This window comes from Acinetobacter sp. ANC 5045 (assembly GCF_004331005.1).
Lineage (GTDB): Bacteria > Pseudomonadota > Gammaproteobacteria > Pseudomonadales > Moraxellaceae > Acinetobacter > Acinetobacter towneri.
This window is the reverse complement of the sequence record NZ_SJNS01000012.1, coordinates 17,817-43,483: the sequence shown is the minus strand read 5'-3', so window position 1 is coordinate 43,483 and position 25,667 is coordinate 17,817. Positions and strand designations below refer to the sequence as shown.

At 40.3% G+C, this 25,667-nt stretch carries 25 protein-coding genes; 6 read left to right on the top strand and 19 right to left on the bottom strand.

What is annotated here, in order from left to right; genetic code table 11:
- Nucleotides 1-128: 128 nt before the first annotated feature.
- The 4 genes from E0H79_RS10430 to ahcY all read right to left on the bottom strand — a co-directional run bounded on the left by E0H79_RS10430 (nucleotide 129) and on the right by ahcY (nucleotide 6,352).
- On the bottom strand, nucleotides 129-3,005 hold the full coding sequence (locus E0H79_RS10430; protein WP_131261576.1) for an EAL domain-containing protein: 2,877 nt from the start codon (nucleotides 3,003-3,005) through the stop codon (nucleotides 129-131).
- A gap of 186 nt (nucleotides 3,006-3,191) precedes the next feature.
- A complete protein-coding gene (locus E0H79_RS10425; protein ID WP_131261575.1) occupies nucleotides 3,192-3,908 on the bottom strand; it encodes a 16S rRNA (uracil(1498)-N(3))-methyltransferase in 717 nt (238 codons plus the stop codon).
- 41 nt (nucleotides 3,909-3,949) lie between these two features.
- Nucleotides 3,950-4,786 (bottom strand): methylenetetrahydrofolate reductase [NAD(P)H], encoded by an 837-nt coding sequence (gene metF, locus E0H79_RS10420; protein ID WP_131261574.1) that lies wholly within the window; start codon nucleotides 4,784-4,786, stop codon nucleotides 3,950-3,952.
- 183 nt (nucleotides 4,787-4,969) lie between these two features.
- Complete coding sequence (ahcY, locus tag E0H79_RS10415; RefSeq protein ID WP_004972762.1) at nucleotides 4,970-6,352, bottom strand: adenosylhomocysteinase; 1,383 nt, start codon at nucleotides 6,350-6,352, stop codon at nucleotides 4,970-4,972.
- 220 nt (nucleotides 6,353-6,572) lie between these two features.
- On the opposite strand from ahcY, the gene E0H79_RS10410 reads away from it, so the two are divergent.
- Complete coding sequence (locus E0H79_RS10410; RefSeq protein ID WP_131261592.1) at nucleotides 6,573-7,079, top strand: cysteine peptidase family C39 domain-containing protein; 507 nt, start codon at nucleotides 6,573-6,575, stop codon at nucleotides 7,077-7,079.
- 89 nt (nucleotides 7,080-7,168) lie between these two features.
- Here the strand turns inward: E0H79_RS10410 and E0H79_RS10405 are convergent, their stop codons facing one another.
- Nucleotides 7,169-7,681, bottom strand: coding sequence for a tetratricopeptide repeat protein (locus E0H79_RS10405; protein WP_131261573.1), 513 nt, complete (start codon nucleotides 7,679-7,681; stop codon nucleotides 7,169-7,171).
- Between the two features lie 206 nt (nucleotides 7,682-7,887).
- Here E0H79_RS10405 and E0H79_RS10400 point away from each other — a divergent pair, with 206 nt between their 5' ends.
- Nucleotides 7,888-8,148, top strand: a complete 261-nt coding sequence (locus E0H79_RS10400; RefSeq protein ID WP_004972768.1) for a hypothetical protein — start codon at nucleotides 7,888-7,890, stop codon at nucleotides 8,146-8,148.
- A gap of 77 nt (nucleotides 8,149-8,225) precedes the next feature.
- Here E0H79_RS10400 and E0H79_RS10395 read toward each other — a convergent pair whose 3' ends face one another.
- Together E0H79_RS10395 and lipA are read right to left on the bottom strand one after the other, a co-directional pair.
- A complete protein-coding gene (locus E0H79_RS10395; protein ID WP_004972770.1) occupies nucleotides 8,226-8,612 on the bottom strand; it encodes a carboxymuconolactone decarboxylase family protein in 387 nt (128 codons plus the stop codon).
- Nucleotides 8,613-8,823: 211 nt separating this feature from the next.
- On the bottom strand, nucleotides 8,824-9,837 hold the full coding sequence (gene lipA / locus E0H79_RS10390; protein ID WP_096902386.1) for a lipoyl synthase: 1,014 nt from the start codon (nucleotides 9,835-9,837) through the stop codon (nucleotides 8,824-8,826).
- 287 nt (nucleotides 9,838-10,124) lie between these two features.
- On the opposite strand from lipA, the gene sthA reads away from it, so the two are divergent.
- Entirely contained in the window at nucleotides 10,125-11,540 is a 1,416-nt protein-coding gene (gene sthA, locus E0H79_RS10385; RefSeq protein WP_042068765.1) for a Si-specific NAD(P)(+) transhydrogenase, read from the top strand.
- 160 nt (nucleotides 11,541-11,700) lie between these two features.
- On the opposite strand, the gene E0H79_RS10380 is transcribed toward sthA, so the two are convergent.
- The 5 genes from E0H79_RS10380 to map form a co-directional block, all read right to left on the bottom strand.
- Complete coding sequence (locus E0H79_RS10380; RefSeq protein WP_131261572.1) at nucleotides 11,701-12,657, bottom strand: TauD/TfdA dioxygenase family protein; 957 nt, start codon at nucleotides 12,655-12,657, stop codon at nucleotides 11,701-11,703.
- Nucleotides 12,658-12,902: 245 nt separating this feature from the next.
- The gene (locus E0H79_RS15560) at nucleotides 12,903-13,037 is read right to left on the bottom strand and encodes a hypothetical protein (RefSeq protein ID WP_004972778.1); all 135 of its coding nucleotides are present in this window, start codon (nucleotides 13,035-13,037) and stop codon (nucleotides 12,903-12,905) included.
- The gene (locus E0H79_RS10375) at nucleotides 13,030-14,241 is read right to left on the bottom strand and encodes an MFS transporter (RefSeq protein ID WP_131261571.1); all 1,212 of its coding nucleotides are present in this window, start codon (nucleotides 14,239-14,241) and stop codon (nucleotides 13,030-13,032) included. Before E0H79_RS10375 ends, E0H79_RS15560 begins: the two co-directional genes overlap by 8 nt.
- A 195-nt stretch (nucleotides 14,242-14,436) precedes the next feature.
- A complete protein-coding gene (locus E0H79_RS10370; protein WP_131261570.1) occupies nucleotides 14,437-15,489 on the bottom strand; it encodes an OmpW/AlkL family protein in 1,053 nt (350 codons plus the stop codon).
- A 341-nt stretch (nucleotides 15,490-15,830) separates the two neighbouring features.
- The gene (map, locus tag E0H79_RS10365; RefSeq protein ID WP_004972787.1) at nucleotides 15,831-16,658 is read right to left on the bottom strand and encodes a type I methionyl aminopeptidase; all 828 of its coding nucleotides are present in this window, start codon (nucleotides 16,656-16,658) and stop codon (nucleotides 15,831-15,833) included.
- 208 nt (nucleotides 16,659-16,866) lie between these two features.
- On the opposite strand from map, the gene rpsB reads away from it, so the two are divergent.
- The 3 genes from rpsB to E0H79_RS10350 all read left to right on the top strand — a co-directional run bounded on the left by rpsB (nucleotide 16,867) and on the right by E0H79_RS10350 (nucleotide 19,346).
- Nucleotides 16,867-17,613, top strand: a complete 747-nt coding sequence (gene rpsB / locus E0H79_RS10360; RefSeq protein ID WP_004972791.1) for a 30S ribosomal protein S2 — start codon at nucleotides 16,867-16,869, stop codon at nucleotides 17,611-17,613.
- 143 nt (nucleotides 17,614-17,756) lie between these two features.
- Nucleotides 17,757-18,632, top strand: coding sequence for a translation elongation factor Ts (gene tsf, locus E0H79_RS10355; protein ID WP_004972793.1), 876 nt, complete (start codon nucleotides 17,757-17,759; stop codon nucleotides 18,630-18,632).
- Between the two features lie 192 nt (nucleotides 18,633-18,824).
- Nucleotides 18,825-19,346, top strand: coding sequence for a DUF3465 domain-containing protein (locus E0H79_RS10350; protein WP_104852266.1), 522 nt, complete (start codon nucleotides 18,825-18,827; stop codon nucleotides 19,344-19,346).
- 34 nt (nucleotides 19,347-19,380) lie between these two features.
- Here the strand turns inward: E0H79_RS10350 and E0H79_RS10345 are convergent, their stop codons facing one another.
- The 7 genes from E0H79_RS10345 to E0H79_RS10315 all read right to left on the bottom strand — a co-directional run bounded on the left by E0H79_RS10345 (nucleotide 19,381) and on the right by E0H79_RS10315 (nucleotide 25,534).
- Complete coding sequence (locus E0H79_RS10345; RefSeq protein ID WP_004972797.1) at nucleotides 19,381-19,836, bottom strand: DUF962 domain-containing protein; 456 nt, start codon at nucleotides 19,834-19,836, stop codon at nucleotides 19,381-19,383.
- Nucleotides 19,837-20,067: 231 nt separating this feature from the next.
- Nucleotides 20,068-20,676, bottom strand: coding sequence for a septal ring lytic transglycosylase RlpA family protein (locus E0H79_RS10340; protein ID WP_004972798.1), 609 nt, complete (start codon nucleotides 20,674-20,676; stop codon nucleotides 20,068-20,070).
- Nucleotides 20,677-20,970: 294 nt separating this feature from the next.
- Entirely contained in the window at nucleotides 20,971-21,972 is a 1,002-nt protein-coding gene (gene mltB / locus E0H79_RS10335; RefSeq protein WP_131261569.1) for a lytic murein transglycosylase B, read from the bottom strand.
- 369 nt (nucleotides 21,973-22,341) lie between these two features.
- Nucleotides 22,342-22,992 carry a hypothetical protein gene (locus tag E0H79_RS10330; RefSeq protein ID WP_070152374.1) on the bottom strand — a complete coding sequence of 217 codons (651 nt, stop codon included), beginning with the start codon at nucleotides 22,990-22,992 and terminating at the stop codon, nucleotides 22,342-22,344.
- A gap of 18 nt (nucleotides 22,993-23,010) precedes the next feature.
- Nucleotides 23,011-23,826 carry an NADPH-dependent 7-cyano-7-deazaguanine reductase QueF gene (gene queF / locus E0H79_RS10325; RefSeq protein ID WP_004972810.1) on the bottom strand — a complete coding sequence of 272 codons (816 nt, stop codon included), beginning with the start codon at nucleotides 23,824-23,826 and terminating at the stop codon, nucleotides 23,011-23,013.
- Entirely contained in the window at nucleotides 23,826-24,602 is a 777-nt protein-coding gene (locus E0H79_RS10320; RefSeq protein ID WP_131261568.1) for an ABC transporter permease, read from the bottom strand. The genes queF and E0H79_RS10320 overlap by 1 nt, the downstream gene beginning before the upstream one ends.
- Nucleotides 24,599-25,534, bottom strand: a complete 936-nt coding sequence (locus E0H79_RS10315) for an ABC transporter ATP-binding protein (RefSeq protein ID WP_004972815.1) — start codon at nucleotides 25,532-25,534, stop codon at nucleotides 24,599-24,601. The genes E0H79_RS10320 and E0H79_RS10315 overlap by 4 nt, the downstream gene beginning before the upstream one ends.
- Between the last annotated feature and the right edge of the window lie 133 nt (nucleotides 25,535-25,667).

The following is a 25,667-nucleotide window of genomic DNA, read 5'->3' as shown; positions in this document are numbered from 1 at the left end:
GTGTGACAAGTTGGCCAGCGATGCTGGTGGTTTTTTTATGAATCTTATCGAATATACCATTACTTGCCCCCTTAGCACAGACGTCACTGTTTATTTTTAGAACAAACTTAGAGCTTTTGGGTCTAGTTTCAGATTAAGGAGCGATATGCGCGCGATACTAAATTGGCTTTTAGAAATTGGGTCGCTTCACTTTCAGGCAAAGGCCTAGAGAATAAATACCCCTGCGCAATATCACAATTTAAATTCTGCAAATATTGCAGTTGTTGCTCAGTTTCAATCCCTTCAGCCACCACACTCATGCCCATGGCTTTGCCCATAGCAATCATGGCACTAACAATGGCTTCTTGTTTGGTATTTCCAATTTTAGAAACAAAGCTACGGTCTATTTTTAAACTGTCAATTGGGAAGTCTGTTAAGTAAGAAAGTGAAGAATAGCCTGTACCAAAATCATCTAAGGCGATATGAATATCACGTTGTTTAATTTCATCTAATAAAGACTTCACGGTTGTGGAGTTTTCCACTAAAGAGGATTCGGTAATTTCTAATTCTAAGCTTGCACCTGAAATTTGATAGGTATTAATCGCATCATCTAAATCTTGCAGCAATTGACCACGTTGCAGTTGTTGTGCAACTACATTAACCGATACTTGGATATGATCAAAACCTAACAGATTCCATTCACGAATTTGCTTGGCAGTTTGTTGAATTACAACCCGACCAATATCGGAAATTAAACTGGTTTGTTCTGCAATAGGAATAAATAGGTTGGGTGGAATAATGCCTTTGGTTGGATGCTGCCAGCGCACCAATGCTTCAAACCCGATCACCTGATAATTATGGAAATCAATTTTAGGTTGATAATATACAATTAATTCATCATTTTTAATGGCTTGGCGTAAGTCACGCTCTAAATGTACATCCTGCTCTAGCAGTTTGGTGTTGTCTAAAGTGTAATATTTAATGGTATTGCCACCTAAACGCTTAGCCTCAGACAAGGCTTGTTCAGCACAATTATTTAGATAATCCAACTGGCGTCCATGTTCAGGATAGAGGGAAACCCCCATCGATAGGGTAATAATATGTTCTTGTCCCTGTACATTAAACGGCAAATTAAAGGCTTTGGTGATACGTTCACAGTGCTCTTCGATTGAAGGGCGAATGTGAGAAATTTCATAAACAATTGCAAAATCATCGCCATTTAAGTGTGCAACAAACAGCGCTTCGGCATTGGTGATACGTAAACGCTGCGCCACTTGGCGGAGTAATTCATCGCCACCATTATTGCTTAAATATTCGTTTAAAGGTCTGAAACGGTCAATATTGAGTCGAATGACCGCCAATTGCTGCAATGAATCTTGCTGTGAAATAAGATATTGATGTAGTTGATAATTATAATAAAAACGATTGGGGAGATCGGTCAGCGCATCATAATTTTCTAAATAGGATAAACGCTGTTCTTGTAGTTTATGTTCGGTTAAATCAGACACAATTCCAATATAATTAATAATACGGTTTTGCTCATCTTTGACTGCATTGATATGCATACGAACTTCTAATTCTTTTCCTGAGCGGAATTTTATATTCCTTTCAGTATGATATTCACCCTTGCTGAGTAATTGTTGAACAATTTCCTCTTGTGTCATGCGTGGATTTGCTTTGTTGGATTTGACTAAATCAAACAGATATTTACCTATAATATGGTCACGTTGAAATCCACTCATTTGTGCATAGAATGGATTGCTTTCAATATAGCGCAGGTTTTCATCTAAAATAAAAATACCTTCAGCTGCTTGTTCAAGTACGCTAGCAGTGAGTTTTAAGCGTTCTTGTGCAATCCGTTCTTGGTGAATGTCACGGCGAACCCCGACCATGCGTAAAGGTTTATTGGTGACAGGATCACGCTCAATTACCCGCCCAATATCTTGCACCCAATACCATTGACCTGAATTATGTTGTATGCGATATGTGGCTTGATAGCGTTCTGTCTGACCACGTAAATGCTCTTTCATGGTTTGATGAAGGTGTGCAATATCATCACGGTGAATTAATTGCTGTAATTTATTCCGATGCTTTTTGGAATTTTTTAAACGAGTTTGCTGTGAGCCAGTGCCAAAGACAATCCTTCTTTCTCGGATATTCCAGTCCCACGCTTTAATACCTGCGGCTTCATGTGCCAAAATTAAACTATGTTGTTGTTTAATTAAGTCTAGATGGGTTTGTTCTAAGTCAAAGGTACGTTCTCTAATTTTTTGTTCCAGCATTTGATTGTTAAATTGCAGTTGCAATTCAATATCTTTAGATTTGTTCATTTCCACTTGCAATTGTTGGCGGAGTTGATCTGTCCAGTCAACTTGTTGCTCTGCGGCTTTTTTTAATTGGTCGTTTTTAAAATTGACGCTCGATAAACGACGATGCATGTGCATTGAAGTATTGGCACAAATCAGTAAGGTAATTAAGGCAAAATTTGTCGCGAGAAAAAAGAAGGCGGAAGTTTCGGAGTGAACTAAAAACTGTGCGGCAATATAGGGTGTAATCACTGGAATGAATACCCAGCAAAAATAACTCAAGCGCTGCGTTAAAAAGGTGAGGGCAAAGGTTTGACTCACAATAATTAATAAGGCCGCTAAAATAATCGCTTCATAGTTGCTCAGTTCAGGGTTTTGCTGAGGTAAAAAGTAATACAGTAAACTTACCCCAACCGCGATTGCTGTTCCGATCAAGAAACACACCAATTTTAACCAACGATGTGCTTGTTGGAGTTGATATTGTCCCGCTTTAAAGTGAACTGCTGTGAGCAGTAAACACGAACCAATGGTCAGTTCAGTGAGAATAAACCAGATATTGAGGTAGGGTGATGAATGTGAGAAAGAAATTTGATAAATAAAAAACACATACAGACAAACAATCAGGATGCTGACCAAAAAGAATCGAATAAGCCGAATGGTATTGGTGATTTGCGCAGCATCTAAGTACTGCTGCAACAATTCATCTTGAGCGTCTGACATACTTCCCCAAAATCTAGTTAAATGATTCCATCATTTATATTTTTAAATAACATCACGTTCATGCATAAAATATTGCTGTTTTGTGTTTAAATTTTATGCAAATTTTTTAATATATTGTTCGAGATTAATCCTGTACTTTATAAATTGCAATGTTATTGGCAATCGATTTCTGTAAAAACGGATAAATTAATCAGCCAAGCGATAATTTAAGAGAGCTAAAGCAACCACAGGTGCGGTTTCAGTGCGTAATACCCGAGTACCAATACACCAGTTTTGAAAGCCAACCGCATTGGCAGCGCTAATTTCTGTTTCGCTTAAACCACCTTCAGGCCCAATTAATAAAGCCAAATCTTTACTGGCATTGTTTAGTACATCTACTTGATCTTTATTCGGTGCTAACACTAGTTTGGTGGCAGGAAGGTCGCTATTCAGCCAGTCCTCTAAACGTAGTGGGGCTAAAATTTTCGGTACGATATTCATGCCACATTGTTCACAGGCTGCAATGGCAATGCCTTGCCAATGATCTAATTTTTTTTGATCGCGGTCATATTTTAAGCGCATTTCACAGCGTTCAGAGGTGAGCAACTGAATGTTAGTTACGCCAAGCTCTACCGCTTTTTGAATCGCATAATCCATACGATCGCCTTTGCTCATTACTTGTCCTAATAAGGCGCTAAAGCTTGGGATGCGATTGTCTGGATTAAAACTTTTAATCTGCACTTGCGCTGTTTTTTTGGTAACTTCAACCAGTTCCACTTCATATTCACCACCTTGCCCATTGAACAAGGTGGCGGTTTCACCGACTTGTGCGCGTAGTACTTTCACCCAGTGATGAAATACTGTTTCAGTCAGTTCAACTTGTGTATCTACTGCTAATTCAGCCTCAATATAAAAACGGGGCATAGGGATTACTCGTTCAAGTCAATAAATATGAAAAATACAGCTTAAGCCAAACCAAGATCTGTCACTAATTGACGAGTCGGTTCGGTGTTGTTCATGGTGTAAAAATGCAAACTTGGTGCACCCCCTGCAATCAGGCGTTCGCACAGTTTAATAATCACTTCATGACCAAAGGCTTTGATTGAAGCTGTGTCATCACCATAGGTTGCTAATTGCTTACGAATCCAGCGTGGAATTTCTGCACCTGTACCATCTGCAAAGCGAATTAAATTGCTGGCATTGGTAATCGGCATAATGCCAGGCGCAACAGGAATATTCACACCTTGCTTTTGAATACGTTCTACAAAGTAAAAGTACGCATCTGGATTAAAAAAGAACTGGGTGATGGCAGCATTGGCACCAGCATTTACTTTGGTGACAAAGTTTTTAATGTCTTGATCAAAGTGGTCTGCTTGTGGATGCATTTCAGGATAAGCCGCAACTTCAATGTGAAAATGATCACCTGAATGTTCACGAATAAAACGTACCAAGTCAGACGCATACGGCAATTCGCCTAAACCAACTTGACCTGAAGGTAAATCACCACGCAAAGCCACAATGCGGTCAATGCCTTGTGCTTTATAAATATCAAGCAATTCAGCAATACGCGCTTTGTCATCACCAATACAAGACAGGTGCGGCGCTATAGGTGTGCCTTTGCCATTGAAGTCGCTAATGGTCGATAAAGTACGTTCACGAGTAGAACCACCTGCACCATAAGTGATAGAAAAAAACTCTGGATTTAAAAGTTGTAATTCTTGATGCACAACTTTGAGTTTTTCTGCACCTACATCGGTTTTAGATGGGAAAAATTCAAATGAAATAGGAACTTGTTTGGTCATGATTAAATCCTTGTTATAAATACTTATTTATATTTTTTCACCTCTCCTAAATCCTCTCTTGCGCTGGGTTTAAAAGCAGTGCTTTAAACTTGCTCAGGAGAGGACTTACCCTCGAATACATTCATTAAACAATGAATCATTCCCTCTCCCTATGAGAGAGGGTTAGGGAGAAGGATTAAAAACTTAGTATTTATAAGCATCCGATTTAAACGGACCTTCAACAGCTACACCTAAGTAGTCCGCTTGTACTTGAGTCAATTGTGTTAATACACCACCAAAACCAGCAACCATTGCAGCAGCAACTTCTTCGTCTAGTTTTTTCGGTAAGATTTCAACACGAATTGCCGCTTGTTTTTGATCGGCAGGAAGATCGGCAAATTTCTCTGCAAATAAGTGCATTTGTGCCAATACTTGGTTAGCAAATGAACCATCCATAATACGTGATGGGTGACCTGTTGCGTTACCCAAGTTCACTAAACGACCTTCAGAAAGCAAGATTAAATAATCGTTTTCGTTTTCTGAACGATACACTTGGTGTACTTGTGGCTTCACTTCAACCCACTTATAACCACGTAAGTAGTTGGTGTCGATTTCAGTATCGAAGTGACCAATGTTACATACAACAGCGCCTGCTTTAAGTGTATCTAGCATTGCTGCGTCGCACACGTGATAGTTACCTGTTGTAGTCACAATCAAGTCAGTATTTTCTAAAAGCTCTAGGTTGACGTCTGCTTTATTGCCTGTTTGTACGCCATTCTTGTACGGAGATACAACTTCGTAACCATCCATACATGCTTGCATTGCACAAATTGGGTCAATTTCAGAAACACGAACAATCATGCCTTCTTGACGTAAAGATTGTGCAGAACCTTTACCTACATCACCATAACCAATAACCAATGCACGACGACCAGACAATAACATGTCTGTACCACGTTTAATCGCATCGTTGAGTGAGTGACGGCAACCGTATTTATTGTCGTTTTTAGATTTAGTCACAGAGTCGTTGACGTTAATTGCAGGCACTTTTAAAGAACCATCTTTCCACATTTCAATTAGACGTTGTACGCCCGTAGTGGTTTCTTCAGTAATACCGTGAATGCGCTCTAATAATGCAGGATATTTCTCGTGAACAAGTGCAGTTAAGTCACCGCCATCGTCCAAAATCATGTTGGCATCCCATGGTGTGCCATTTACATTAATTTGTTGTTCAAGACACCATACATATTCTTCTTCAGTTTCGCCTTTCCAAGCAAAAACAGGCACACCTGAAGCAGCAATTGCTGCAGCAGCGTGGTCTTGAGTAGAGAAAATGTTACAAGAAGTCCAACGAACTTCTGCGCCCAATTCAACTAGCGTTTCAATTAAAACAGCAGTTTGAATGGTCATGTGGATACAGCCGAGAATTTTCGCGCCTGCAAGAGGTTTTGCAGCTGAGTAGCGCTTACGCAAACCCATAAGGGCTGGCATTTCTGCTTCTGCAAGTTTGATTTCTTTACGACCAAAATCAGCTAGTGTGATATCGGCAACTTTATAATCTGTAAATGAAGCATTAACCGCGTTCATCACGATCTCCTTATAAAAAACAATTGATCATTCAGTTCGCGGATGCCGTTTCTTGCATAGCAAACGCGTTGCTATGCTGGTCGAGCCTGGCGATTTTACATTTCGTGCCTGTAAAACGTCGCAGCATCCCTCGACTAGCGCGATATTGTACTTGGAAATTGATTCAGTTCCAATCATGTTTTGTTTATTATCACTACAAACATATTTTTGAGATTGAATGATGGCTTTAGAGCTTCCTCAAGAGTTGGCAAATTTAGAAGCCAACGGCGGGATTTACGCAGTGTGGATGTTGCTACGACACTTAGGAATTGATGCCGAGATTCAACAATTGATTGAAGTGTGTGGTTATACGCCAGAGCAGGGCACAACCACAATTGGCTTGGCTGTTGGACTGAAAAAGTTTGGCTTTAATGTGCAGTTTTATACTGACCCTGACCCAGATTTACAAGATGCAGAAAAGTTAAGTTATGCCGAAGCTGAACAGCTTAAATTGCCTGTATTGGCGGCAATCGGCTATCAGCAAATTCAGCACGCATTTGATGAAAATAAATTTGTAATTGTCTACTACGACACTTTAGAAGGCGTGGGCAATCACTCATTGCTATATTCTATTGATGATGCTGAAATTTGTTTCTTTGACAGTTTTGAGCCGATGCCTGCGGCTGTGTTTGAACAACAGCGTCAGCAAGAGGGCATTTGCAGACAAGTAATTGTGGTCGAAGTCTAAGTGTTATTCAAAGTCTAAGCTTTATTCAATGACGATTCGAGTCATGCAAAAATTGTCTAGCCCATCAATTGATTGGCTAGACAAATAAATTACTCCGCTGCATCGGCTTTTTGTGTCCAATATTCAGCTTTATTTTCGTCAGCATCTACACCCAAAGCATTTGCATAAATAAAAGCAAGGTCACGCATGGCTTGTACTTCGCCCAATTCTGCTGCTTGCTGTACCAATGCCACAGAGCGAGCGACATCTTGTTCAACCACATCACCACGACGGTAGTAGCCTGCCAACTCTAAAATAGCGGCAGGGTGTTGTGCATCACTGGCTTTTTTGAGCCAGACAAAAGCATCTTCAAAATGTTGTTTGGCATCTTCAGGGTCATCTTCTAGAACATCTTTGGCATATACGGTATAGCCTTCACCAAGCCAATACATGGCTTCGATATGTCCGTTTGCGGCAGCTTTGAGCGCCCATTGTTCGGCAAGTTCAATATCTTCATTAAAATCGCTTTGCATATACAGCACCGCCACTTCAAATTGGGCATCGGCTTGTCCTGCAATGGCGCGGTTCATTAGCGCAGGGGAGATTGAAACAGATTCTGACATAATGTCATCCAGCAAAATTACAACATAAGATTGTGCGATAGCCTAAAAGGTCTGCTGGGAAAAAGCCATCTTCGGTGTGATTTTTTTTAAAAAATTAGGGTTAATTGATCATGCGTTTATGCAGACAATAACAAAAAATCACTTGAGCCATATCGTCAAGTTTCAATATGCTGAATGTTAAACATGGTCATAATGAGAACAATAAGATGGCAAATTTTTTAACTGCTGAACAAGCAAAAGTTTATTCAGATCATGCCAAGCTAGATATTGAATTATATAAGCAGCGTTTGGCGTCTTTAATCGAAGAGAATGCCAAGCAGGGCAATACCGCAGTTTTTACTGTGCTGCCAAAACATTTACCTTTAGAAGATATTCGAAATTTATCGGCACAGCTGACTGATTTGGGTTATCAGGTGCGCTTTGAGTTAAATGAGTTCTTTTATAGCTTTAATGTGTATTGGATTTAAAACTCAACTCTACCGACATTTCACCAAATAGTTTTAGTGAAATGTCGAGCGTTTATATTTTTTGATTTAGATTGCGTTTAAGTATTTGCAGTATGTTCTGCCAAAACTTCCAACGCTGCGCGAAAAGCTTCCTGAGTTGCAGGTGCGCCACAATAAGGCAAGCTGTGTAACAAGACTTCCTGAATTTCTTCGACACTTGCCCCGTTATTTAGCGCACCACGAATATGTCCTTTAAGCTCTGTCGGGCTTTTTAAAGCAGTTAAAAAGGCGATAGTAATTAAGGAACGATATTTGCGTGGTAACACACCTTCACGTTGCCAAGTTGAACCCCATGCATGTTCATTAATCCAGTCCTGCAAAGGTTGGGTAAATGGTACAGTGTTGTCCTGTGCGCGTTTTACAAAGCTTTCGCCCATGACTTCAGTGCGAACTTTTAAGCCATTGTCATAGTCTTGTTGTGACATTTTACTATCCCTGTTTTATTGTTTGAGCTCGGTGTATAGATTAAGTGCATAGATTAACAATTTATGGCGATGACACCATGCGCACTTGGTCGTAGACCATCAAAAAATATTCACATCTATCTATTTTTAATATATCCACAAGGTATAAAAAACCCCGAACATAAAGTCGGGGCTGTTTTAGCTTTATCGCAAATTTTGAAATAAGCGAGTGTTAAGCTTCAATGGTTTGCACGCTAATTTTTTTAGCAGGGTCGGCTTTACGACGTACTGTTGGTACAGGTTCACCATAATATTGACGGTCTGCAAAATAACTTGAACGTACCATTGGCGCAGCCCAAATATTTTTAAAACCTAACTTTTGACCATGCGCTGTATAACGCTCAAATTCTTCAGGTGTTACAAAGCGGTCAATTGGCGCATGTTCTTTAGATGGCTGTAAATATTGACCAATGGTCACATAATCTACATCGTGCGCTTTAAGATCATCTAACAGTGCAATAACTTCTTCTTCAGATTCTCCAATACCTACCATCAAACCGCATTTGGTTGGAATATCTGGGCAATATTCTTTAAACATTTTCAGCAAGTTCAAAGAGTGCTGATAGTCTGAACCCGGACGCATGGCTTTATATAAGCGTGGCACAGTTTCAATGTTGTGGTTAAAAACATCTGGCGGACATTCGGTCATAATGCGTAGTGCAATATCCATACGACCACGGAAGTCTGGTACCAAAATTTCTAACAACGTATTTGGGCTTAAAGAGCGGGCTTCTTTAATACAATCGACAAAATGTTGTGCACCACCATCTAACAAGTCATCACGGTCTACAGAGGTGATCACGGCATATTTTAAGCCTAAGTTGGCAATGGTTTCTGCCATGTGACGAGGTTCTTCAGGATCTAGTGCATTTGGACGACCATGCGCAACATCACAGAACGGGCAGCGACGGGTACAAATATCACCCATGATCATAAAGGTTGCTGTACCACCACCAAAGCATTCTGGAAGGTTTGGACAAGCGGCTTCTTCACAAACGGTGTGCAATTTTTGCTGACGCAAAGTGGTTTTAATACGTTGAACTTCTTCTGGTGCCGTCATTTTGACCCGAATCCAGTCAGGTTTACGAGGCGTTTCAACCGTAGGAACAACTTTTACAGGAATACGTGCGACTTTTTCAGCACCACGAAGTTTGACACCCTGTTCTGGTTTACGGTTTGCAGACATATTCAACTTTTCCACTGTTTTTGAAAGGGGAGAGATTTAGTGTAGGCTAGATTTTACGTGAAATAGAGTCTGATTAAACCGAATCTAAGTGCAAAAGTAAAATGTCACCTTAACTTCATCATAAGACGGTTATTATAACGAAATTGTGCTTAAATTGGGTAAAAACGATATTCATATAAAAAATGTGGTTATCACGTAATATATGCACAGTAAATACAGAAAATTCAAAAGATTTACGTCATAATATAGCCCATTGAAAAGACAGATTTAAAGAAAAGGAGCGTTGAATGCCACGTAAAAAAGAGGTCGTTAGTGGAACTTTCGTGAAGTACGATGCGGTTGTTCTCGGTTCAGGCCCTGCGGGTGAAGGCGCGGCAATGAAACTTGCCAAATCTGGTAAGCGTGTTGCGATTGTAGATGTTCGTGAGCAGCTTGGCGGTAACTGTACCCATGTGGGTACCATTCCAAGTAAAGCATTGCGTCAGACAGTGTCGAATATTATCCGTTATCGCCGTGACCCAATGTTTAAAAAAATGGGCGATTGGCGTCAGTTCACCATGAAGCAAGTGTTGCAAAGTGCGCATAAAGTTATTCAGCAGCAAGTTGAAACGCACTCTCGCTTTTATGACCGTAATGAAATTGCGATTTATCATGGTCGTGCTTATATCCAAGATAAAAATACGGTCTTGGTATTTGGTGCAGATGGCATTAAAGAAACCATTATGTGTCAGCAAATTGTGATTGCGACAGGTAGCCGTCCATATCGTCCAGAAATGTTGGATTTCAACCATCCACGTGTATTTGATTCAGACAAAATTTTGGATTTGGATTTCTCGATTCAAAAAATTATTATTTATGGCGCGGGTGTGATTGGTTGTGAATATGCATCCATCTTCATTGGTTTAGATCATAAAGTTGATTTGATTAATACTCAGCACAAATTGCTCAGCTATTTGGATGATGAAATTTCAGATGCCTTGTCATATCACTTGCGTGCGCAAGGGGTGCTGATTCGCCACAATGAGCAAATTGATCATTTAGAAACTTTTGATGATCATGTGGTTTTATATTTGCAAAGTGGCAAGAAAATCAAAGCCGATGCGATTTTGTGGTGTAACGGTCGTTCGGGTAATACCGATGGTTTAGGTCTTGAAAATGTCGAACTTAAGCCAAACAGCCGTGGTCAGTTAACAGTCAATGATCAATATCAAACCGAAGTAGAGAATATTTATGCTGCGGGCGATGTAATTGGTTGGCCTTCGTTAGCATCAGCTGCCTATGACCAAGGTCGTTGCGCGGGTGCAAATATGAGTGGCGAAGAAAATGTTGCGCCTGTGACCGATATTCCAACAGGTATTTATACCATTCCAGAAATTTCTTCGATTGGTAAAACTGAGCAGGAATTGACGGAAGAAAAAATTCCTTATGAAGTTGGTCAGGCATCTTTCCGTCATTTAGCGCGTGCGCAAATTACGGGTGATACAGTGGGTGAATTGAAGATTTTATTCCACCGTGACACTTTAGAAGTATTGGGTGTGCATTGCTTTGGTAATAATGCGGCAGAGATTATCCACATTGGTCAGGCGGTGATGAACAGCCCGAACAATACAATTAAGTATTTTGTTGAAACAACATTTAACTATCCGACCATGGCTGAAGCTTACCGTGTAGCAACTTTAAATGGTATGAATCGTTTATTCTAAGTTGCTGCAATATTGCTTAAAGTTCATTAAAAAAGAACCCGTAAAGTTTAGGCTTTACGGGTTTTCTTATTCTAAGTTGTTCGTTTGTTATTTTAGTTTTGGCGCATCTTTTTATTTGAGTCCAATAGTGGCGTGCTGCCTTTTAACATGAGTAGCAAGATTAAAATGGCCGGCTACCCGCCAAACTTATTCTTTTAAGTAAGCGCCGTTGCTCGGCAGGGAATGGCTCCCTAGAGTGTAAGGTCACTTGATTGTCCCAAAATACCAAATCCCTTTGTTCCCAATGATGCGTGTAGCGGAAGGCTGGCTTTAAAATATGTGCGCGGAGCCGAGCAATTAATTCACTACCTGCCTGATCGTCATAATTGAGCAACTCAACTTCAGAATGGGTGTTCAGCCAAAGGGCTTTACGTCCAGTTTCAGGATGGACTCTCACCAAAGGGTGTGGATAGCCATGACCAACAATAGGTTGATCATGAAAACGATACAGCGGCGAATTACCATAGCTACCCGTTGCAGTCGTATTTTGCGCACGAACAAAAGGGTTGTATGTAATGAGTTGAAGGTGATTAATTTCCGCTTTGGTGGTTTCATCTAAGGCATCGTAGGCTTTAATGGTGTTGTACCACGTAGTTTGTCCGCCTTGTTTTGGAATTTCTATGGCATACAGCAGCGAGGCAAAAGAGGGTAGAGGTGTCCATTGATGGTCTGCATGCGGTTTGAGTTCTGCATGTCCCGTATAATCACCTTGTCCAACAGCATTAGATACCGGTACAACATCGGGCGGTGTGCCTGTGTCGGCTTGACTGCCTAAAACAGGATTGTCTGAACTTGGACGGAAAATAGAACCAAAGTAACTGGCAAATGCTAAATACTGTAAATCATCTAGCTGTTGTTGTTTAAATATCAAAACTAGATGTTGTGCCAAAGCTTGTTTTAGACGATAAATTGTTGCCCCTGTTTGGGATTTTTTCGTATCTAGTCCTGTCACGACAGCACCTAAGGCAGCACCTGCTAAAGGTTGTATTTGAATATCATTAGGATTTTGTAATGAATCGGCTTGATGCCAACGTGGTGCATCATGAATCGCTTGAGAAAGTGGGCTTAGACTGCTCATTGGGTTTTACTCTTTCTTGGTATATGGTCAAGAAAATTTAAGTAAAAACAGCCATCAGATAAAATTAAAAGAAATGCTAAGCTTATGAAAAATATTATCTTTTTAAATAAATGTTTGATCTTGAACCATTTAACTTATTTTGCATAGATTTGCTGTTTAAATGCAATCTAGTCAATGGAGCAAGTTATATAAGTTACTCCTTCAGTATTGAATACATTGATAAAGAGATCGAGTGACGCAGACAATTAATGTGCGCAGAATGCCTGATTAAAATACTCAAACAGTTGAGGCGTTTGCATCCATAAAAAAATTGAAAAGACGAGCAGGGCAATAACCGCCAGCGCGAGCAGCACTTTAAAATTAAATAAAGAATTAGTCATGAATGACGTGCTCCTCATTGACCCAGAAATGCACCAAGACCGCAAACGCACTTAAAGCAATAGAAACAATCCAGATAGCATTATAGTTACCTGTCAGATCGTGGTTTAAACCGCCAAGCCATCCACCAAAAAATGAGCCGACTTGGTGTGTAAAAAACACAATGCCACTGAGCATGGTCAGGTATTTAATCCCAAACATATTTGCCACAATACCATTGGTTAAAGGCACTGTAGATAACCACAACAAACCCATAATGATCCCGAATGCATAAATTGTCCAGATGCTTAAAGGCAGGATTAAAAAGGCGATAATGGCAATACCGCGTAGTCCGTAAAGCCACATCAGCAAGTGTGGTTTGGAATAGCGACCGCCTAACCAACCTGCTGTGTATGTCCCAACAATGTTAAATAAACCCACCAAGGCGAGAAAAATGGTTCCTGTGGTTGCATCAAAACCATGGTCAATTAAATAACCTGGTAAGTGAATGCCAATAAACACTACTTGAAAACCACAGACAAAAAAGCCTAGCGCCAAAAACCAAAATGGTTTGTGATTTTTAGCGATGATCAGAATTTGCTTAAACCCCAAAGCTGGTTGTGTGGACGCTGTAGAGCTTGGGTTTTGATACATTGGAGCTTTGAGCATCCATGCCAAAGGAACAATCAATGCAATTAAAATAGCACTGACAATTAAAGCACCAGACCAACCAACATTTTGTAATAACAATAAGGTCGATGGCAGCATAATGAATTGCCCAAAAGAGCCTGCTGCACTGGCAATACCCATCGCAAGGCTTCGCTTTTCAGGCGGTGCTGCACGACCAACTGCTGAAAGTAGTACAGGAAATGAAGTGGCAGATAAAGCGAGACCCAAAATTAAACCGACGCTTAAATTTAGCAACAAGCCTGTCGAGCTGACGGCCATGAGTAATAAGCCAATGGCATACAGTGCACCGCCTACGGCCACTACAATTTTACTGCCGTATTTGTCTGCAAAAGCGCCTGTAATGGGTTGGACTGCACCCCAAATGAGGTTTTGCATGGCAATGGCTAAACTGAAAACATTATGTCCCCAGCCAAATTCATGGCTCATTGGCACAAGGTATAAGCCAAAGGCATGTCGAACACCAAGTGACAATGCCAAAATAATGGCACTTCCAATTAACATGTAAATCAGAGGTTTGGAAAATTGAGCATTCGACATAAGGCATCCAACAACAGCAAACAGAATGCTATGGTAGTCGATTCAGCTCAAGATCGCGATAAAATAAAATTCATCAAATGATAAAATTGAGTTATTAAGATTGAAGCGATTGCTTTAATTAAAAAGTACAGGAAAAAATAAGACGACCGTAGCCGTCTTAAATTTAGTTGAAAGAGGGAAGAGAAAAATTAGAGCTTAAAAGCGCATCCCAAAACCTGCGTATGCAATGATCGGATTCACTTCAATATCGGCTTTGGAGTGAATGAGTTCGCCGTGTTTAGCATCGGTCACAGTAATGGTGGTTTCGTTTTTAAGATGTGCATAAGATACAGAACCGACAGCAAACCATTTTTCATTAAAGTCATAGGTAAAACCTACGGTTGCAACGGGCGCAAAGGCATCGGTGGCGTCTAATTCAACTTTAGGATTGGCTGCACTTGGTGTACCTTCTAAAGATGCGCCCGCTTTTCCTTCTTTAATATTGGCAATCATGTGACCTGCGGCGATCAGGTCTTGTTCAGTGCGTGGGTTAATTTCTAATTCATTAAAATAAGCATACATTAACCCGACACCGACATAAGGACGGAATTTATTTACACCTGTTTTTCCAAAATGGTATTGAAACTCGAATGCAGGTGTCCAGGCACGGGCAGAGGCAGCAGGGCCATGTGCTTCTAAATCGGTAATGAAAATATCATTTTGTAATTCAAGCTCACCCAATGCGCCGCCTAATGGACGTGCAATTGCTGAGAAGGGTGCATAGATTTTACCTTTACCTTGTAAATCAACTTTAGGGGGAATACCACCTTTGACTTCAAAGGAAATATTATCGGTAAAGAAATAGTTGCTGATGATACCCAACGTGGTGACATCATCTGCTTCTAAACCTGTACCAGGATTATCCCATTGCTCCAAACCTGAAATTGTGGCTTGTCCACTCATGTTGGCAGGAACGGTAGGCAGCAAATTTAATGCCCCACTTAATAATACGGGTGGCTCAAAACCGTCACGTAAATTATCTTTTACAGTTTGGGATTGAACCTCACCGACATCGGCTGTGTAGCCATTTTGAATAGCTGTATTGACTCGAAAAGGTTGTGCCTTGCCTTGCGGCATAACGTGCAGCGCACCTACCGAAACAGAAAAGCGTTTAAAACCATCACCATCTTTTAAACTAAAATAAGGTGAGTTGGCATAACTGATGACTGGCAAACTACTCAGTGCCAAACAGCATAGTGTTTTTTTCATTGTGGAACTCCATGTCCAATTTTGCTTGTTGTTATTTACGGCATTGTTATGCAAGGCATTATGAAATGGACTGGAAAAATAAAACTGTTGTTTTTACAAGATATTTTTTTAAACTTTTGTGAATAACTGGAAAAGTGTGCAGGTGTTTTGTTAAATCCAAAACTGTTGAATACGTGAAAATGCTTGTTTTATTGGATGGCTTTAAAGTTCTATTGGTTTGAAATAAAAAGATTTTATAGAAATTGTATGCGTTGAAATTAATAAAAAAGACCAGTCGAAACTGATCTTTTTGACATACGGGTTAAATTTTTAGCCAATGACAGATTTTGGCTGCAAACACGTTATGCAGTAAAGCGTGATAAATCTTCATCAGGGCGGGCAGTCAGCACTTCCAAGCCATCTTTGGTGACCAAAATGGTGTGTTCAAACTGTGCCGATAATTTGTGGTCTTTGGTCACCACTGTCCATTTATCGCCAAGTAATTTGGTTTGCCATACGCCTGCATTGACCATTGGTTCAATGGTAAAAGTCATACCTTCTTCTAAAATCATGCCTGTGTTGGCTTGACCATAGTGCAATACTTGTGGCTCATCGTGGAAGGTCGTCCCAATACCATGACCGCAATATTCACGCACGACACTAAAGCGTTCAGATTCAACATATTTTTGAATCGCATGACCAATATCACCAATGGTTGAACCGGGTTTAACGGTTGCCATACCGCGATACATCGCTTCTTGGGCAACTTTGCATAAACGATTGGCTAAAATGGAAGTTTCACCACCCACGATATACATCATATTGGTATCGCCGTGGAAACCATCTTTAATGACTGTGACATCAATATTTAAAATATCGCCTTTCTTCAGCACTTTACTTTCTGACGGAATACCGTGACAAACCACATGGTTAACCGATGTGCAAATGGTGTGTTGGAATGCTGGACGACCCGGAGCAGCACCATAACCTAAGCAGGCAGGAATAGCTTGTTGCTGATTGACAATATAGTCATGGCAAATCGTATCCAGTTCGAGCGTAGTAACGCCTGGTTTAACGTGTGCTTTGATCATCTCCAAAACTTCTGCCGCCAGTCGTCCTGCCACGCGCATTTTTTCAATATCTTCTGCGGTTTTGATGAGTCGACGAGGTGCTTGATAAGTTGTGTTCATGATCTTTAAAAACTTTTGGAAATTTGTGTGTGACTATGGTATAAATAGCCGCCCATTTTATCAAATGCTTTTTATGAATATGTTTCAAAGAGCTTGGTAAAAGGGAAATTAAAAATCCGCACATATATCGTCACATTACTCTGGGTGCCCTTTGGGGTGGAGAATGCGGATATATGGAGGCCTAACCCAAACATTTAAGGTAAAGAAAATGGCAGATTACAACGTAAGCATGCGCGACCTTCTTCAAGCTGGCGCACACTTTGGTCACCAAACACGTTTCTGGAACCCAAAGATGCGTCAATACATCTTTGGTGCGCGTAACAAAATTCACATCATCAACCTTGAACACACTGTTCCTGCGTTAAATGATGCTTTGAACTTTGCAAACCAATTGGCTAGCAAAAAGAACAAAGTTTTGTTCGTTGGTACAAAACGTGCTGCTTCTGCAATCATCCGTGAACAAGCTCAACGCGCTGGTCAACCGTATGTAGATCACCGTTGGTTAGGTGGTATGTTGACGAACTGGAAAACACTTCGCCAATCTATCAGCCGTTTAAAAGATCTTCAAGTTCAGTCTACTGACGGTACTTTTGCTAAGCTTACTAAACGTGAAGCTTTAGAGCGTAGCCGTGAAATGGAAAAACTTGAGCGCGCTTTAGGCGGTGTGAAAAACATGGGTGGTTTACCTGACGCATTATTCGTAATTGACGTTGATCACGAAGCAATTGCAATTAAAGAAGCGAAAAACTTAGGTATTCCTGTAATCGGTATCGTTGATACAAACTCTAACCCAGACAACGTAGACTACGTTATTCCGGGTAACGACGATGCGATCCGTGCAGTAACACTTTACGCTTCTTCAATGGCTGATGCGATCATTGCTGGTAAAGAATACGCTCAAACTCAAGCCAATGCTCAAGCAAAAGGCGAAGAAGCTCCTGCTTCTGAGGCTTAATGCGTTTTGACGTAAGCTTGTCATTTTTGCGACATGTGATGGTGGCAAAGTAAGCGTCATGTATGCAGACGGCCCAAGAGACACCCTCTGGGCCGTTTCTGTTAAAAAAAGAATTCATTTTCTACCGATTTTAGGAGATAAACATGACTGCAGTTACAGCAAGCATGGTTAAAGAATTGCGTGATCGTACTGGTCTAGCAATGATGGAATGTAAAAAAGCATTAACAGAAGCGGGCGGTGACATCGAATTAGCGATTGACAACCTTCGTAAATCTGGTCAAGCAAAAGCTGCTAAAAAAGCAGGTAACATTGCTGCTGACGGTGCAATCACAATCGTTCAAGAAGGCAACAAAGCGATTCTTTTAGAAGTAAACTGTCAAACTGACTTCGTTGCAAAAGACGAAAACTTTGCTGGTTTCTCTGCGAAAGTTGCTGCTGCTGCTCTTGCTGCAAACGAAACTGATGCTGCTAAAATTGCTGAACTTAAACTTGAAGATGGCGCAACTGTTGAAGAAACACGTGTTGCACTTGTTCAAAAAATTGGTGAAAACATCCAAGTTCGTCGTGCACAAATCGTTGAAGGTGAAAACCTTGCTGTGTACAAGCACGGTTTAAAAATCGGTGTTGTTGTTTCTTATACAGGTGATGCTGCGACTGGTAAAGGTATTGCAATGCACGTTGCTGCATTCAACCCAGTTGCTGTTACTGCTGAACAAGTTCCTGCTGATCTTATCGCTAAAGAGAAAGAAATTGCAGAAGCGAAAGCAGTTGAATCTGGTAAGCCTGCAAACATCGTAGAGAAGATGGTAACTGGTTCAGTTGAAAAATACTTGAACGAAGTTGCGCTTGATCGTCAAATGTACGTAATTGACAACGAGAAGAAAGTTGCTGAAGTATTAAAAGCAACTGGTACAACTGTTGCTCAATTCGTTCGTTTCGAAGTAGGCGAAGGTATTGAGAAAAAAGCAGAAATGAGCTTCGCTGAAGAAGTTGCTGCTGCTCAAGCTGCTGCAAAATAATTTTTACTTAAGGTAAAATATTTTGTAAGGAAAGCCCCAATTTATTTTGGGGCTTTTTTGTGAATATAGATTTTGGCAATATGCAATCGTGGCATAAATATTGAGATGAAGATTAAAGATATTAATTTTAAATCAGTATGTTACGAATAATTGACTTAATCGTATAGGGTGGAATCAGAACAAGGAGGTTATATGGCAAATAAAAAGAATTTAAGCATTGGCGCAATTATTGTGGTGTTAATTGCTGCATTTTTTGGCATAGATTTACAACAGTTTCAGTCTGAAACATCAAGCGCGCCAACTACAAGCACTGCTCGCACATCACAAGATGAAAAAGAGCAGTTAGACGTACAGCGAGATACGCTGCAAGATGATGCTCAGGGTGTTCAGCTGATTGAACGTGCGTTTGAGCGCAAACAGAGCGATTTACAAGTCCGTGCGAGTGGGCAGGTCATTGCAGTGTTAGCGGATGACAACGAAGGCTCACGTCATCAAAAATTTATTTTAAAACTGAATAATGGGCAAACTGTATTGGTTGCACATAATATTGATCTTGCACCACGAATTACCAATATTGCAAAAGGTGATACTGTTGAGTTTTTTGGTGAATATGAATACTCAGATAAGGGTGGGGTGATTCACTGGACGCATCATGATCCAGCAAACAAACACGTGGGCGGATGGTTAAAACATCAAGGAAGAACCTATCAATAACGGTTCTTCCGATAACGAAAATAGGATATAGCGTTTAAATGCTCATAATGCTGTTTTTACGACGTGTTTTCCAAGAGGGTAGGATTTTACCTAAATAGGCATCCATGCACCAAATTGGGCCAATGAGAAGGAATTGGAGGTCTTTGAAGAATGAAGGCTTTTTCCCTTCAACTTTGTGACCATAAAACTGCCCAATCCACGCCAAAACAAAAATTGCGATATAAAAACCCATTCCAACAGGCAAAACATAAATCAGCCATGCCATTACCAGCATTAATGCTGCCATTGCAACTGCAAGAACCAAGTCTAAACGTGCATAAAAAATAAAACTGAGCACCAGAAGTAATGTTGTTAGTAAAGCGCTGAAATGCGCCAAGATGCCGACAATCGAAAAAAAGATCGTAGGTACGCACACCCAGTGAATTAATTTATTGGTTTTATTTTGATGGCTCTCGCTGTATTCATCTAGCCACTCGCTTACTGTCTTCATGTGCTACTCCTGTAGACCGATCATCCGTTGTTATTGTTTGACTGTCTAAAATATAACTGAGAACAGTGAGGCGGTCAAAACAGTATTCATATTTTCAAAATGAAGTGGCAACAAAATTTGTGTGGATCATCTTTGTGCAGACATGCATGGGATGACTGTAAATCTTACAGGCATTAAAAAAGCCACATTGCTGTGGCTTTCAAGTCAAATGTGAAGTCGTGTAAGCGAATCTTAAGAGTTTGGACCGTCAATACGCTCAATGCTTACTTTGGCAGTACCTGCATTGGTGATGCCCAATTGTTTTGCAGCGCCATAAGAAAGATCGAGTACACGGTTGCCATGGAATGGACCACGGTCATTTACTTTAACTACAACGCTTTTACCATTGTTTTTATTGGTTACGCGAATATAGCAGTTTAGCGGCAGGCTACGGTGTGCAGCAGTCATTGCGTTCATGTCGAACGTTTCACCGCTTGCAGTTTTACGACCGTGGAATTGACGACCGTACCAAGATGCCATACCTGTTTGGCTAAATTTACGTACAGTGTTCGATGCCACTGTATTTAACTTTTCAATCACTGAAGGCTCTTCAGCAGGAATTTCAATTTTCGCTGCAATCGTTTGACGACGGATTTGGTCGCCTGAACGTTCGGTGATTGAAAGGCTATTCAAATTTGAGAAATGTGAATTAAAACTTTGTGCTTCTTTGTTGAGTACACGCGCAGCTAGGCTAGATGACTCATTATCATTGTTGAATGATGATTGCACCATTTCAGCTTGCGACTGACTTAGGGCAACAGCTGCAGAAAGTGCAAGTAAGTATTTAAGTGAACTATGCATGGTTTGAACTCCTGAAGACAGAATTTTTAACTTATTTCGCTCTTAACTGATTGAAATAGTGGTAATCCTGTCTGTAATTTCACTTTTTCGACTACATTTGACGACATGGATAATATTCATCCCTCACTAAAGGTGTCTAGTCTTTATACGAAAATAATGACAAAAAGTACCAAAAACCAACTCTATTTGATTAAAAAATAATCAATATTGTAACATTATATGTAAAAAGTTTGTTTTGTGATCAAATTGTCAAAAATATTTCTTGACTTTTTGGTTTTATATTTAAATTTGTACTTAGCGACTCGCAATTTCAGTGCCCAATAACCACAGTGCAGTCGCATACATACGGCTACGGTTATAAGTCGTAATCACCTGAAAATTTGGGTAGGTTATATAGTAGATATGACCATAATTTTCTTGTAATTGAATGACATTGACCAAGTCGAGGTCATCTATTTGCACAATTGGATTCATTGGCATCACGCCTTGCGATTTTAAAACCCCATAAGGTGTTGGCAGGGTCAAATCTTTGGCAATGACACTGTCAGGATTGTTGCCTGTATATCGTGCAGCAAATGCAATGGGTTGATTGCGCTGCCAGCCATGTTGTGCCAAGTAGTTTGCAATGGAGCCAATGGCATCGACTGCCGAGTTGCGTAGATCAATATGTCCGTTGCCGTCATAATCGACCCCAAATTTTGGAATATTGCTAGGCATAAACTGCGGATAACCAACAGCACCTGCATAAGAACCAACAATTGAAGAAGTTGGCACACCATCTTTATATGACCATGCGATCAGTGCTGCGAGTTCATCTTTAAAGTATTCCGCGCGACGTTCATAACCAAAGCCTAAGGTGGCAAGGGCATCACGGGTTACAAAAGAGCCCTTATTGCTTCCAAAACCTGTTTCTACACCCAGAATCCCTAAAATAATGGATTGCGGTACACCAAATTGCTGTTCAGCACGATTGAGCGTGTCTGCATATTGTTGTTTAAAGCGCACACCGCGCTGAATAGTGCTTTCTGCAAGGAAATTGGTTTTATAGTCGTACCAAGGCTTACTTTCGCCTGGGCGGTTCATGATGTTGATGATATTGGGTAAGTTTTTAGAGCCTTCCATCGCCCAATCGACTTGTGCTGCACTCAAGCCATAGGTCTGCATGGTTTTTTGTTTAAAACTGGCATAAGACGGATGATTTTGGAAATCATTGGCCAGACAAAAACTGGTGATAGAAAATGCACCAATGAGTAAAGAAAGACGTTTTAGTTTGTTATAAAAATCAAGTTTGAACATATTGAGGAAAATTCCAAATTGATGATTTACACAACTTATTTATATGCAGTAAATAAGTTGCTACTTATATATGAAGAATAAGCCGCTATTGGGGCCAAACTGCGAAAGCGAAGTAAGCGGCTAAGATAGCATTCATGCGTGACTGGTTTGCAAAAACTTATACAAAAATAGACAAAGAATGTGTAAAAAGCGCGCAGGATTTGTAACAAAATTCAATCTAGGTGCAAAAAGTTATTCTTGATTGTGCAAAAGTTGCAGACATATCCTGATATTGCATTGCATATAAAAATGCCTGATCAAAATCAGGCATTTTGCACTTAACATGCAACAAAAGGGCTTAAAACGCATTATGAGTTAAACCCACTGATATTAATGATGGAATAAGGTGTCGTGATATTCCGCTAAAACCAAGAGTTCCTCTTTGGTTAAATTTGGGATGATTTTATCCACCGCAATATGGACAGCTTTAATTACCGCTGCTGCGCCAATATCTGCTGCTTTACGCTTAATCATGCCCAAATCGAGGGTTTTGTTAAAGTCGCTCATAAAGTGGCGTACCGTCGCTTCTGCAAACTGTTTATATAGTTCGGTTAAAGCAGCTTTGTTCACTTCATTGCCTGCTTGAATTTCGGCATAGTTGTGTTTCAGGTTGGTCACTAAACTTGCATCGAGCGTTTCACCTACACGTGCATTGCCTGCTGCATCTTTAAAGCTACTGCGCTCAGAAAATTCAATCGATTGTTTCACGACATCATTTGGCGCTTTGCTTAATAATTGTTTTAGGAGTACTGCAACGGTAGATTTGACATAGCCCGCAAGTTTTTCGGCAGTGTCGCGTTTATCGCTGGCAGGAAAACGACGTACCAACTCGGTTAAAATGGCATCAATGATTTCTTCATTAATCATTAATGCGGTTTTGTCGCGCAGTGGGTACAGCGGCTCACTTGAATTTTTTTTCTGTTGTGCAGTTTCAATCGTATTTAATAATTCTGCAGATGGAATGAATCCAAAAAATGGCATTGTTCAACCTCAATGTTGTTATTGTCGCGCTAAACGAATAGGGCGAGGCATCCATGTTAAGTCCGATACACGGCAAGGGTTAATGTCTAAACCACCACGACGTGTATAGGTTGCATATACCATCAGTTTTTCTGGTGCGAATTTTTGCCAGATGTCTGCAAACATCTGTTCCACACATTGTTCATGGAAACCATTATGCTGACGATAAGAAATAATATAAGCCAAAATACTGCGATAACAAGGTTTTTTGCCTTGATAACGGATAAAAACCGTGCCCCAGTCAGGTTGTCCTGTGACAGGACAATTGCTGCGTAATAAATGTGAGAAAAGTTGTACCTCTATATCTTCCGCTTGTTCTAAATCGAATTGCAATAAACTTGGGTCAGGATGCTGCTCTAAACGCTCAGGCGTGAGCTGATCAATACAAATACCTTCAGGTTGGCTAATTGCCAAATCATCAACCTTAAATAAAGTTAGCGTAACAGGTGCTTGTGCTGCAGCCGTTAAATCATGCTCAACAGTTTCAATGAAATTGGCTTCAGACTGAAAGCGAGTAAAGTTCATACTATTAAAGTAGAGCTTTAATGATTTTGATTCGATCAGGTTAGGTGATGAAGCAGGTAGCGTAATCCGACCAATCGCAACCTGTGGAACACCTGCGGCATTCAACCACGAAATTTCAAAAACGTGCCACCAGTCTTGCCCGAGTTGAATTCCCTCAACATCTGCATATTTTTCACGTGCAGCAGCACGTGAAATAGGGAACAAAATATCGGGTTGATATTCTGTAGGATAATTGGTGTCTTTACCAAGAAGAGATTGTTCAACACTCATTATTCACGCATTCCTGAACCACGAGAAAGTAATAAATGATAGGCAATACCATAAAGCACTGCACAGCATAGTGTAATCACAGATAATGAAATCGTCACGTTGACATCACTATGTCCTAAAATGCCGTAACGGAAAGCATTAACCATATACACCACAGGGTTAATTAAAGAGAGATTTTGCCAAAAAGGGCTTAAGGCACTAATGGCATAGAATACACCACCTAAATAAGTCAGTGGAGTCAGTACAAAAGTTGGAATAATAGAAATATCATCAAATGATTTGGCATAAACAGCATTAATAAAACCGCCTAATGAAAATAAAAAGGACGTAATTAATACGGTATAAATGGTAACAAACCAATTGGTAATATAAAGGTCGGTAAAGAATAGACTCATGGTGGTGACAATAATACCGACCAATACGCCACGACTAACACCACCCAAAACATAGCCCCATAAAATGGCATGCAAAGGTACAGGGCTCATGATTAGTTCTTCAATGCTTTTCTGGAATTTTGCACTAAAAAAACTTGAAGATACGTTGGCATAGCTGTTGGTAATGACTGCCATCATAATTAAGCCGGGCACAATAAATTGCATATAGCTAAAGCCGCCCATTTCACCAATACGCGAACCGACCAAATTACCAAAAATCACAAAGTACAAACTCATGGTGATGGCTGGCGGGAGCAAGGTTTGAGGCCATATGCGCATAAAACGACGAACTTCTTTATGCACTAAGGTATAGAGTGCAATCCGTAGTTGGGTAAAATTCATTGCGCAGCTCCATCTAAATTCTTTTCGACCATTTTGACAAATAACTCTTCTAGACGGTTGGACTTATTACGCATACTGCGCACGCGAATGCCTTGTGCTTCTAAAAGTTGGAATAAATCATTTAAGGTGTGAGCTTTATCCATAGTGACTTCTAGGGTCACTGCATCAATTAAGTTGAAACGTACACCAATAATATCTAAATGAATGGGTTGAATCGGTTCAGCTAAATCGAAAATAAAAGATTCTTCACTTAACTGGTTTAAGAAGTTTTTCATGGAAGTGTCTTCTTTAATCACACCACGATCAATAATCGCGATACGACGACACAACATTTCGGCTTCTTCTAAATAGTGGGTAGTGAGAATGATTGAGGTGCCTTTATCATTCATCTCTGTTAAAAAATCCCACATTGAACGACGCAGCTCAATATCTACACCTGCAGTGGGTTCATCCAAAATAAGCAGTTTCGGCTCGTGCATCATGGCACGTGCAATCATTAAACGACGTTTCATACCGCCAGACAGCATTCGCGCTTGAGTGGCACGTTTATCCCATAAACCCAGTTTTTCTAAATATTCTTCGGCACGTTGTTCGGCAACTTTGTTAGGGATGCCGTAATAGCCTGCTTGTGTGACCAAAATATCAAAGGTCTTTTCAAACTGACCAAAGTTAAATTCTTGCGGTACTACCCCTAAACATTGCTTGGCTTGGGATGGTTGGGTATCTAGATTATGCCCAAAAATTTCGACAGTACCTGCCGTTTTTTTGGTAAGAGAACTGATGATGCTAATGGTTGTAGATTTACCTGCACCATTAGGTCCAAGTAGGGCATAAAACTCGCCTTCAGGAACGGTCAAATTAATTCCTTTCAGTGCTTGGAAACCATTTCGATAGGTCTTTGACACGTCCCTTAACGTCAATGCATCAGTCATGAAATTCTCACTTGAGGAATAGAGCTACTATTGTGAGCGATCCGCGTCAATAAACCAAGTAAGTTACATGGAATTCTATGTTGCAAGTTTGGAACATTGTTTAAAGCATAAGCATAAAAATACGTAACTTATA

What these genes read in the sequence shown, in the direction of transcription:
- E0H79_RS10430 (WP_131261576.1), bottom strand. Translation starts at nt 3,005, where the DNA reads ATGTCAGACGCTCAAGATGAATTGTTGCAGCAGTACTTAGATGCTGCG.
- E0H79_RS10425 (WP_131261575.1), bottom strand. Translation starts at nt 3,908, where the DNA reads ATGCCCCGTTTTTATATTGAGGCTGAATTAGCAGTAGATACACAAGTT.
- metF (WP_131261574.1), bottom strand. Translation starts at nt 4,786, where the DNA reads ATGACCAAACAAGTTCCTATTTCATTTGAATTTTTCCCATCTAAAACC.
- ahcY (WP_004972762.1), bottom strand. Translation starts at nt 6,352, where the DNA reads ATGAACGCGGTTAATGCTTCATTTACAGATTATAAAGTTGCCGATATC.
- E0H79_RS10410 (WP_131261592.1), top strand. Translation starts at nt 6,573, where the DNA reads ATGGCTTTAGAGCTTCCTCAAGAGTTGGCAAATTTAGAAGCCAACGGC.
- E0H79_RS10405 (WP_131261573.1), bottom strand. Translation starts at nt 7,681, where the DNA reads ATGTCAGAATCTGTTTCAATCTCCCCTGCGCTAATGAACCGCGCCATT.
- E0H79_RS10400 (WP_004972768.1), top strand. Translation starts at nt 7,888, where the DNA reads ATGGCAAATTTTTTAACTGCTGAACAAGCAAAAGTTTATTCAGATCAT.
- E0H79_RS10395 (WP_004972770.1), bottom strand. Translation starts at nt 8,612, where the DNA reads ATGTCACAACAAGACTATGACAATGGCTTAAAAGTTCGCACTGAAGTC.
- lipA (WP_096902386.1), bottom strand. Translation starts at nt 9,837, where the DNA reads ATGTCTGCAAACCGTAAACCAGAACAGGGTGTCAAACTTCGTGGTGCT.
- sthA (WP_042068765.1), top strand. Translation starts at nt 10,125, where the DNA reads ATGCCACGTAAAAAAGAGGTCGTTAGTGGAACTTTCGTGAAGTACGAT.
- E0H79_RS10380 (WP_131261572.1), bottom strand. Translation starts at nt 12,657, where the DNA reads ATGAGCAGTCTAAGCCCACTTTCTCAAGCGATTCATGATGCACCACGT.
- E0H79_RS15560 (WP_004972778.1), bottom strand. Translation starts at nt 13,037, where the DNA reads ATGACTAATTCTTTATTTAATTTTAAAGTGCTGCTCGCGCTGGCGGTT.
- E0H79_RS10375 (WP_131261571.1), bottom strand. Translation starts at nt 14,241, where the DNA reads ATGTCGAATGCTCAATTTTCCAAACCTCTGATTTACATGTTAATTGGA.
- E0H79_RS10370 (WP_131261570.1), bottom strand. Translation starts at nt 15,489, where the DNA reads ATGAAAAAAACACTATGCTGTTTGGCACTGAGTAGTTTGCCAGTCATC.
- map (WP_004972787.1), bottom strand. Translation starts at nt 16,658, where the DNA reads ATGAACACAACTTATCAAGCACCTCGTCGACTCATCAAAACCGCAGAA.
- rpsB (WP_004972791.1), top strand. Translation starts at nt 16,867, where the DNA reads ATGGCAGATTACAACGTAAGCATGCGCGACCTTCTTCAAGCTGGCGCA.
- tsf (WP_004972793.1), top strand. Translation starts at nt 17,757, where the DNA reads ATGACTGCAGTTACAGCAAGCATGGTTAAAGAATTGCGTGATCGTACT.
- E0H79_RS10350 (WP_104852266.1), top strand. Translation starts at nt 18,825, where the DNA reads ATGGCAAATAAAAAGAATTTAAGCATTGGCGCAATTATTGTGGTGTTA.
- E0H79_RS10345 (WP_004972797.1), bottom strand. Translation starts at nt 19,836, where the DNA reads ATGAAGACAGTAAGCGAGTGGCTAGATGAATACAGCGAGAGCCATCAA.
- E0H79_RS10340 (WP_004972798.1), bottom strand. Translation starts at nt 20,676, where the DNA reads ATGCATAGTTCACTTAAATACTTACTTGCACTTTCTGCAGCTGTTGCC.
- mltB (WP_131261569.1), bottom strand. Translation starts at nt 21,972, where the DNA reads ATGTTCAAACTTGATTTTTATAACAAACTAAAACGTCTTTCTTTACTC.
- E0H79_RS10330 (WP_070152374.1), bottom strand. Translation starts at nt 22,992, where the DNA reads ATGCCATTTTTTGGATTCATTCCATCTGCAGAATTATTAAATACGATT.
- queF (WP_004972810.1), bottom strand. Translation starts at nt 23,826, where the DNA reads ATGAGTGTTGAACAATCTCTTCTTGGTAAAGACACCAATTATCCTACA.
- E0H79_RS10320 (WP_131261568.1), bottom strand. Translation starts at nt 24,602, where the DNA reads ATGAATTTTACCCAACTACGGATTGCACTCTATACCTTAGTGCATAAA.
- E0H79_RS10315 (WP_004972815.1), bottom strand. Translation starts at nt 25,534, where the DNA reads ATGACTGATGCATTGACGTTAAGGGACGTGTCAAAGACCTATCGAAAT.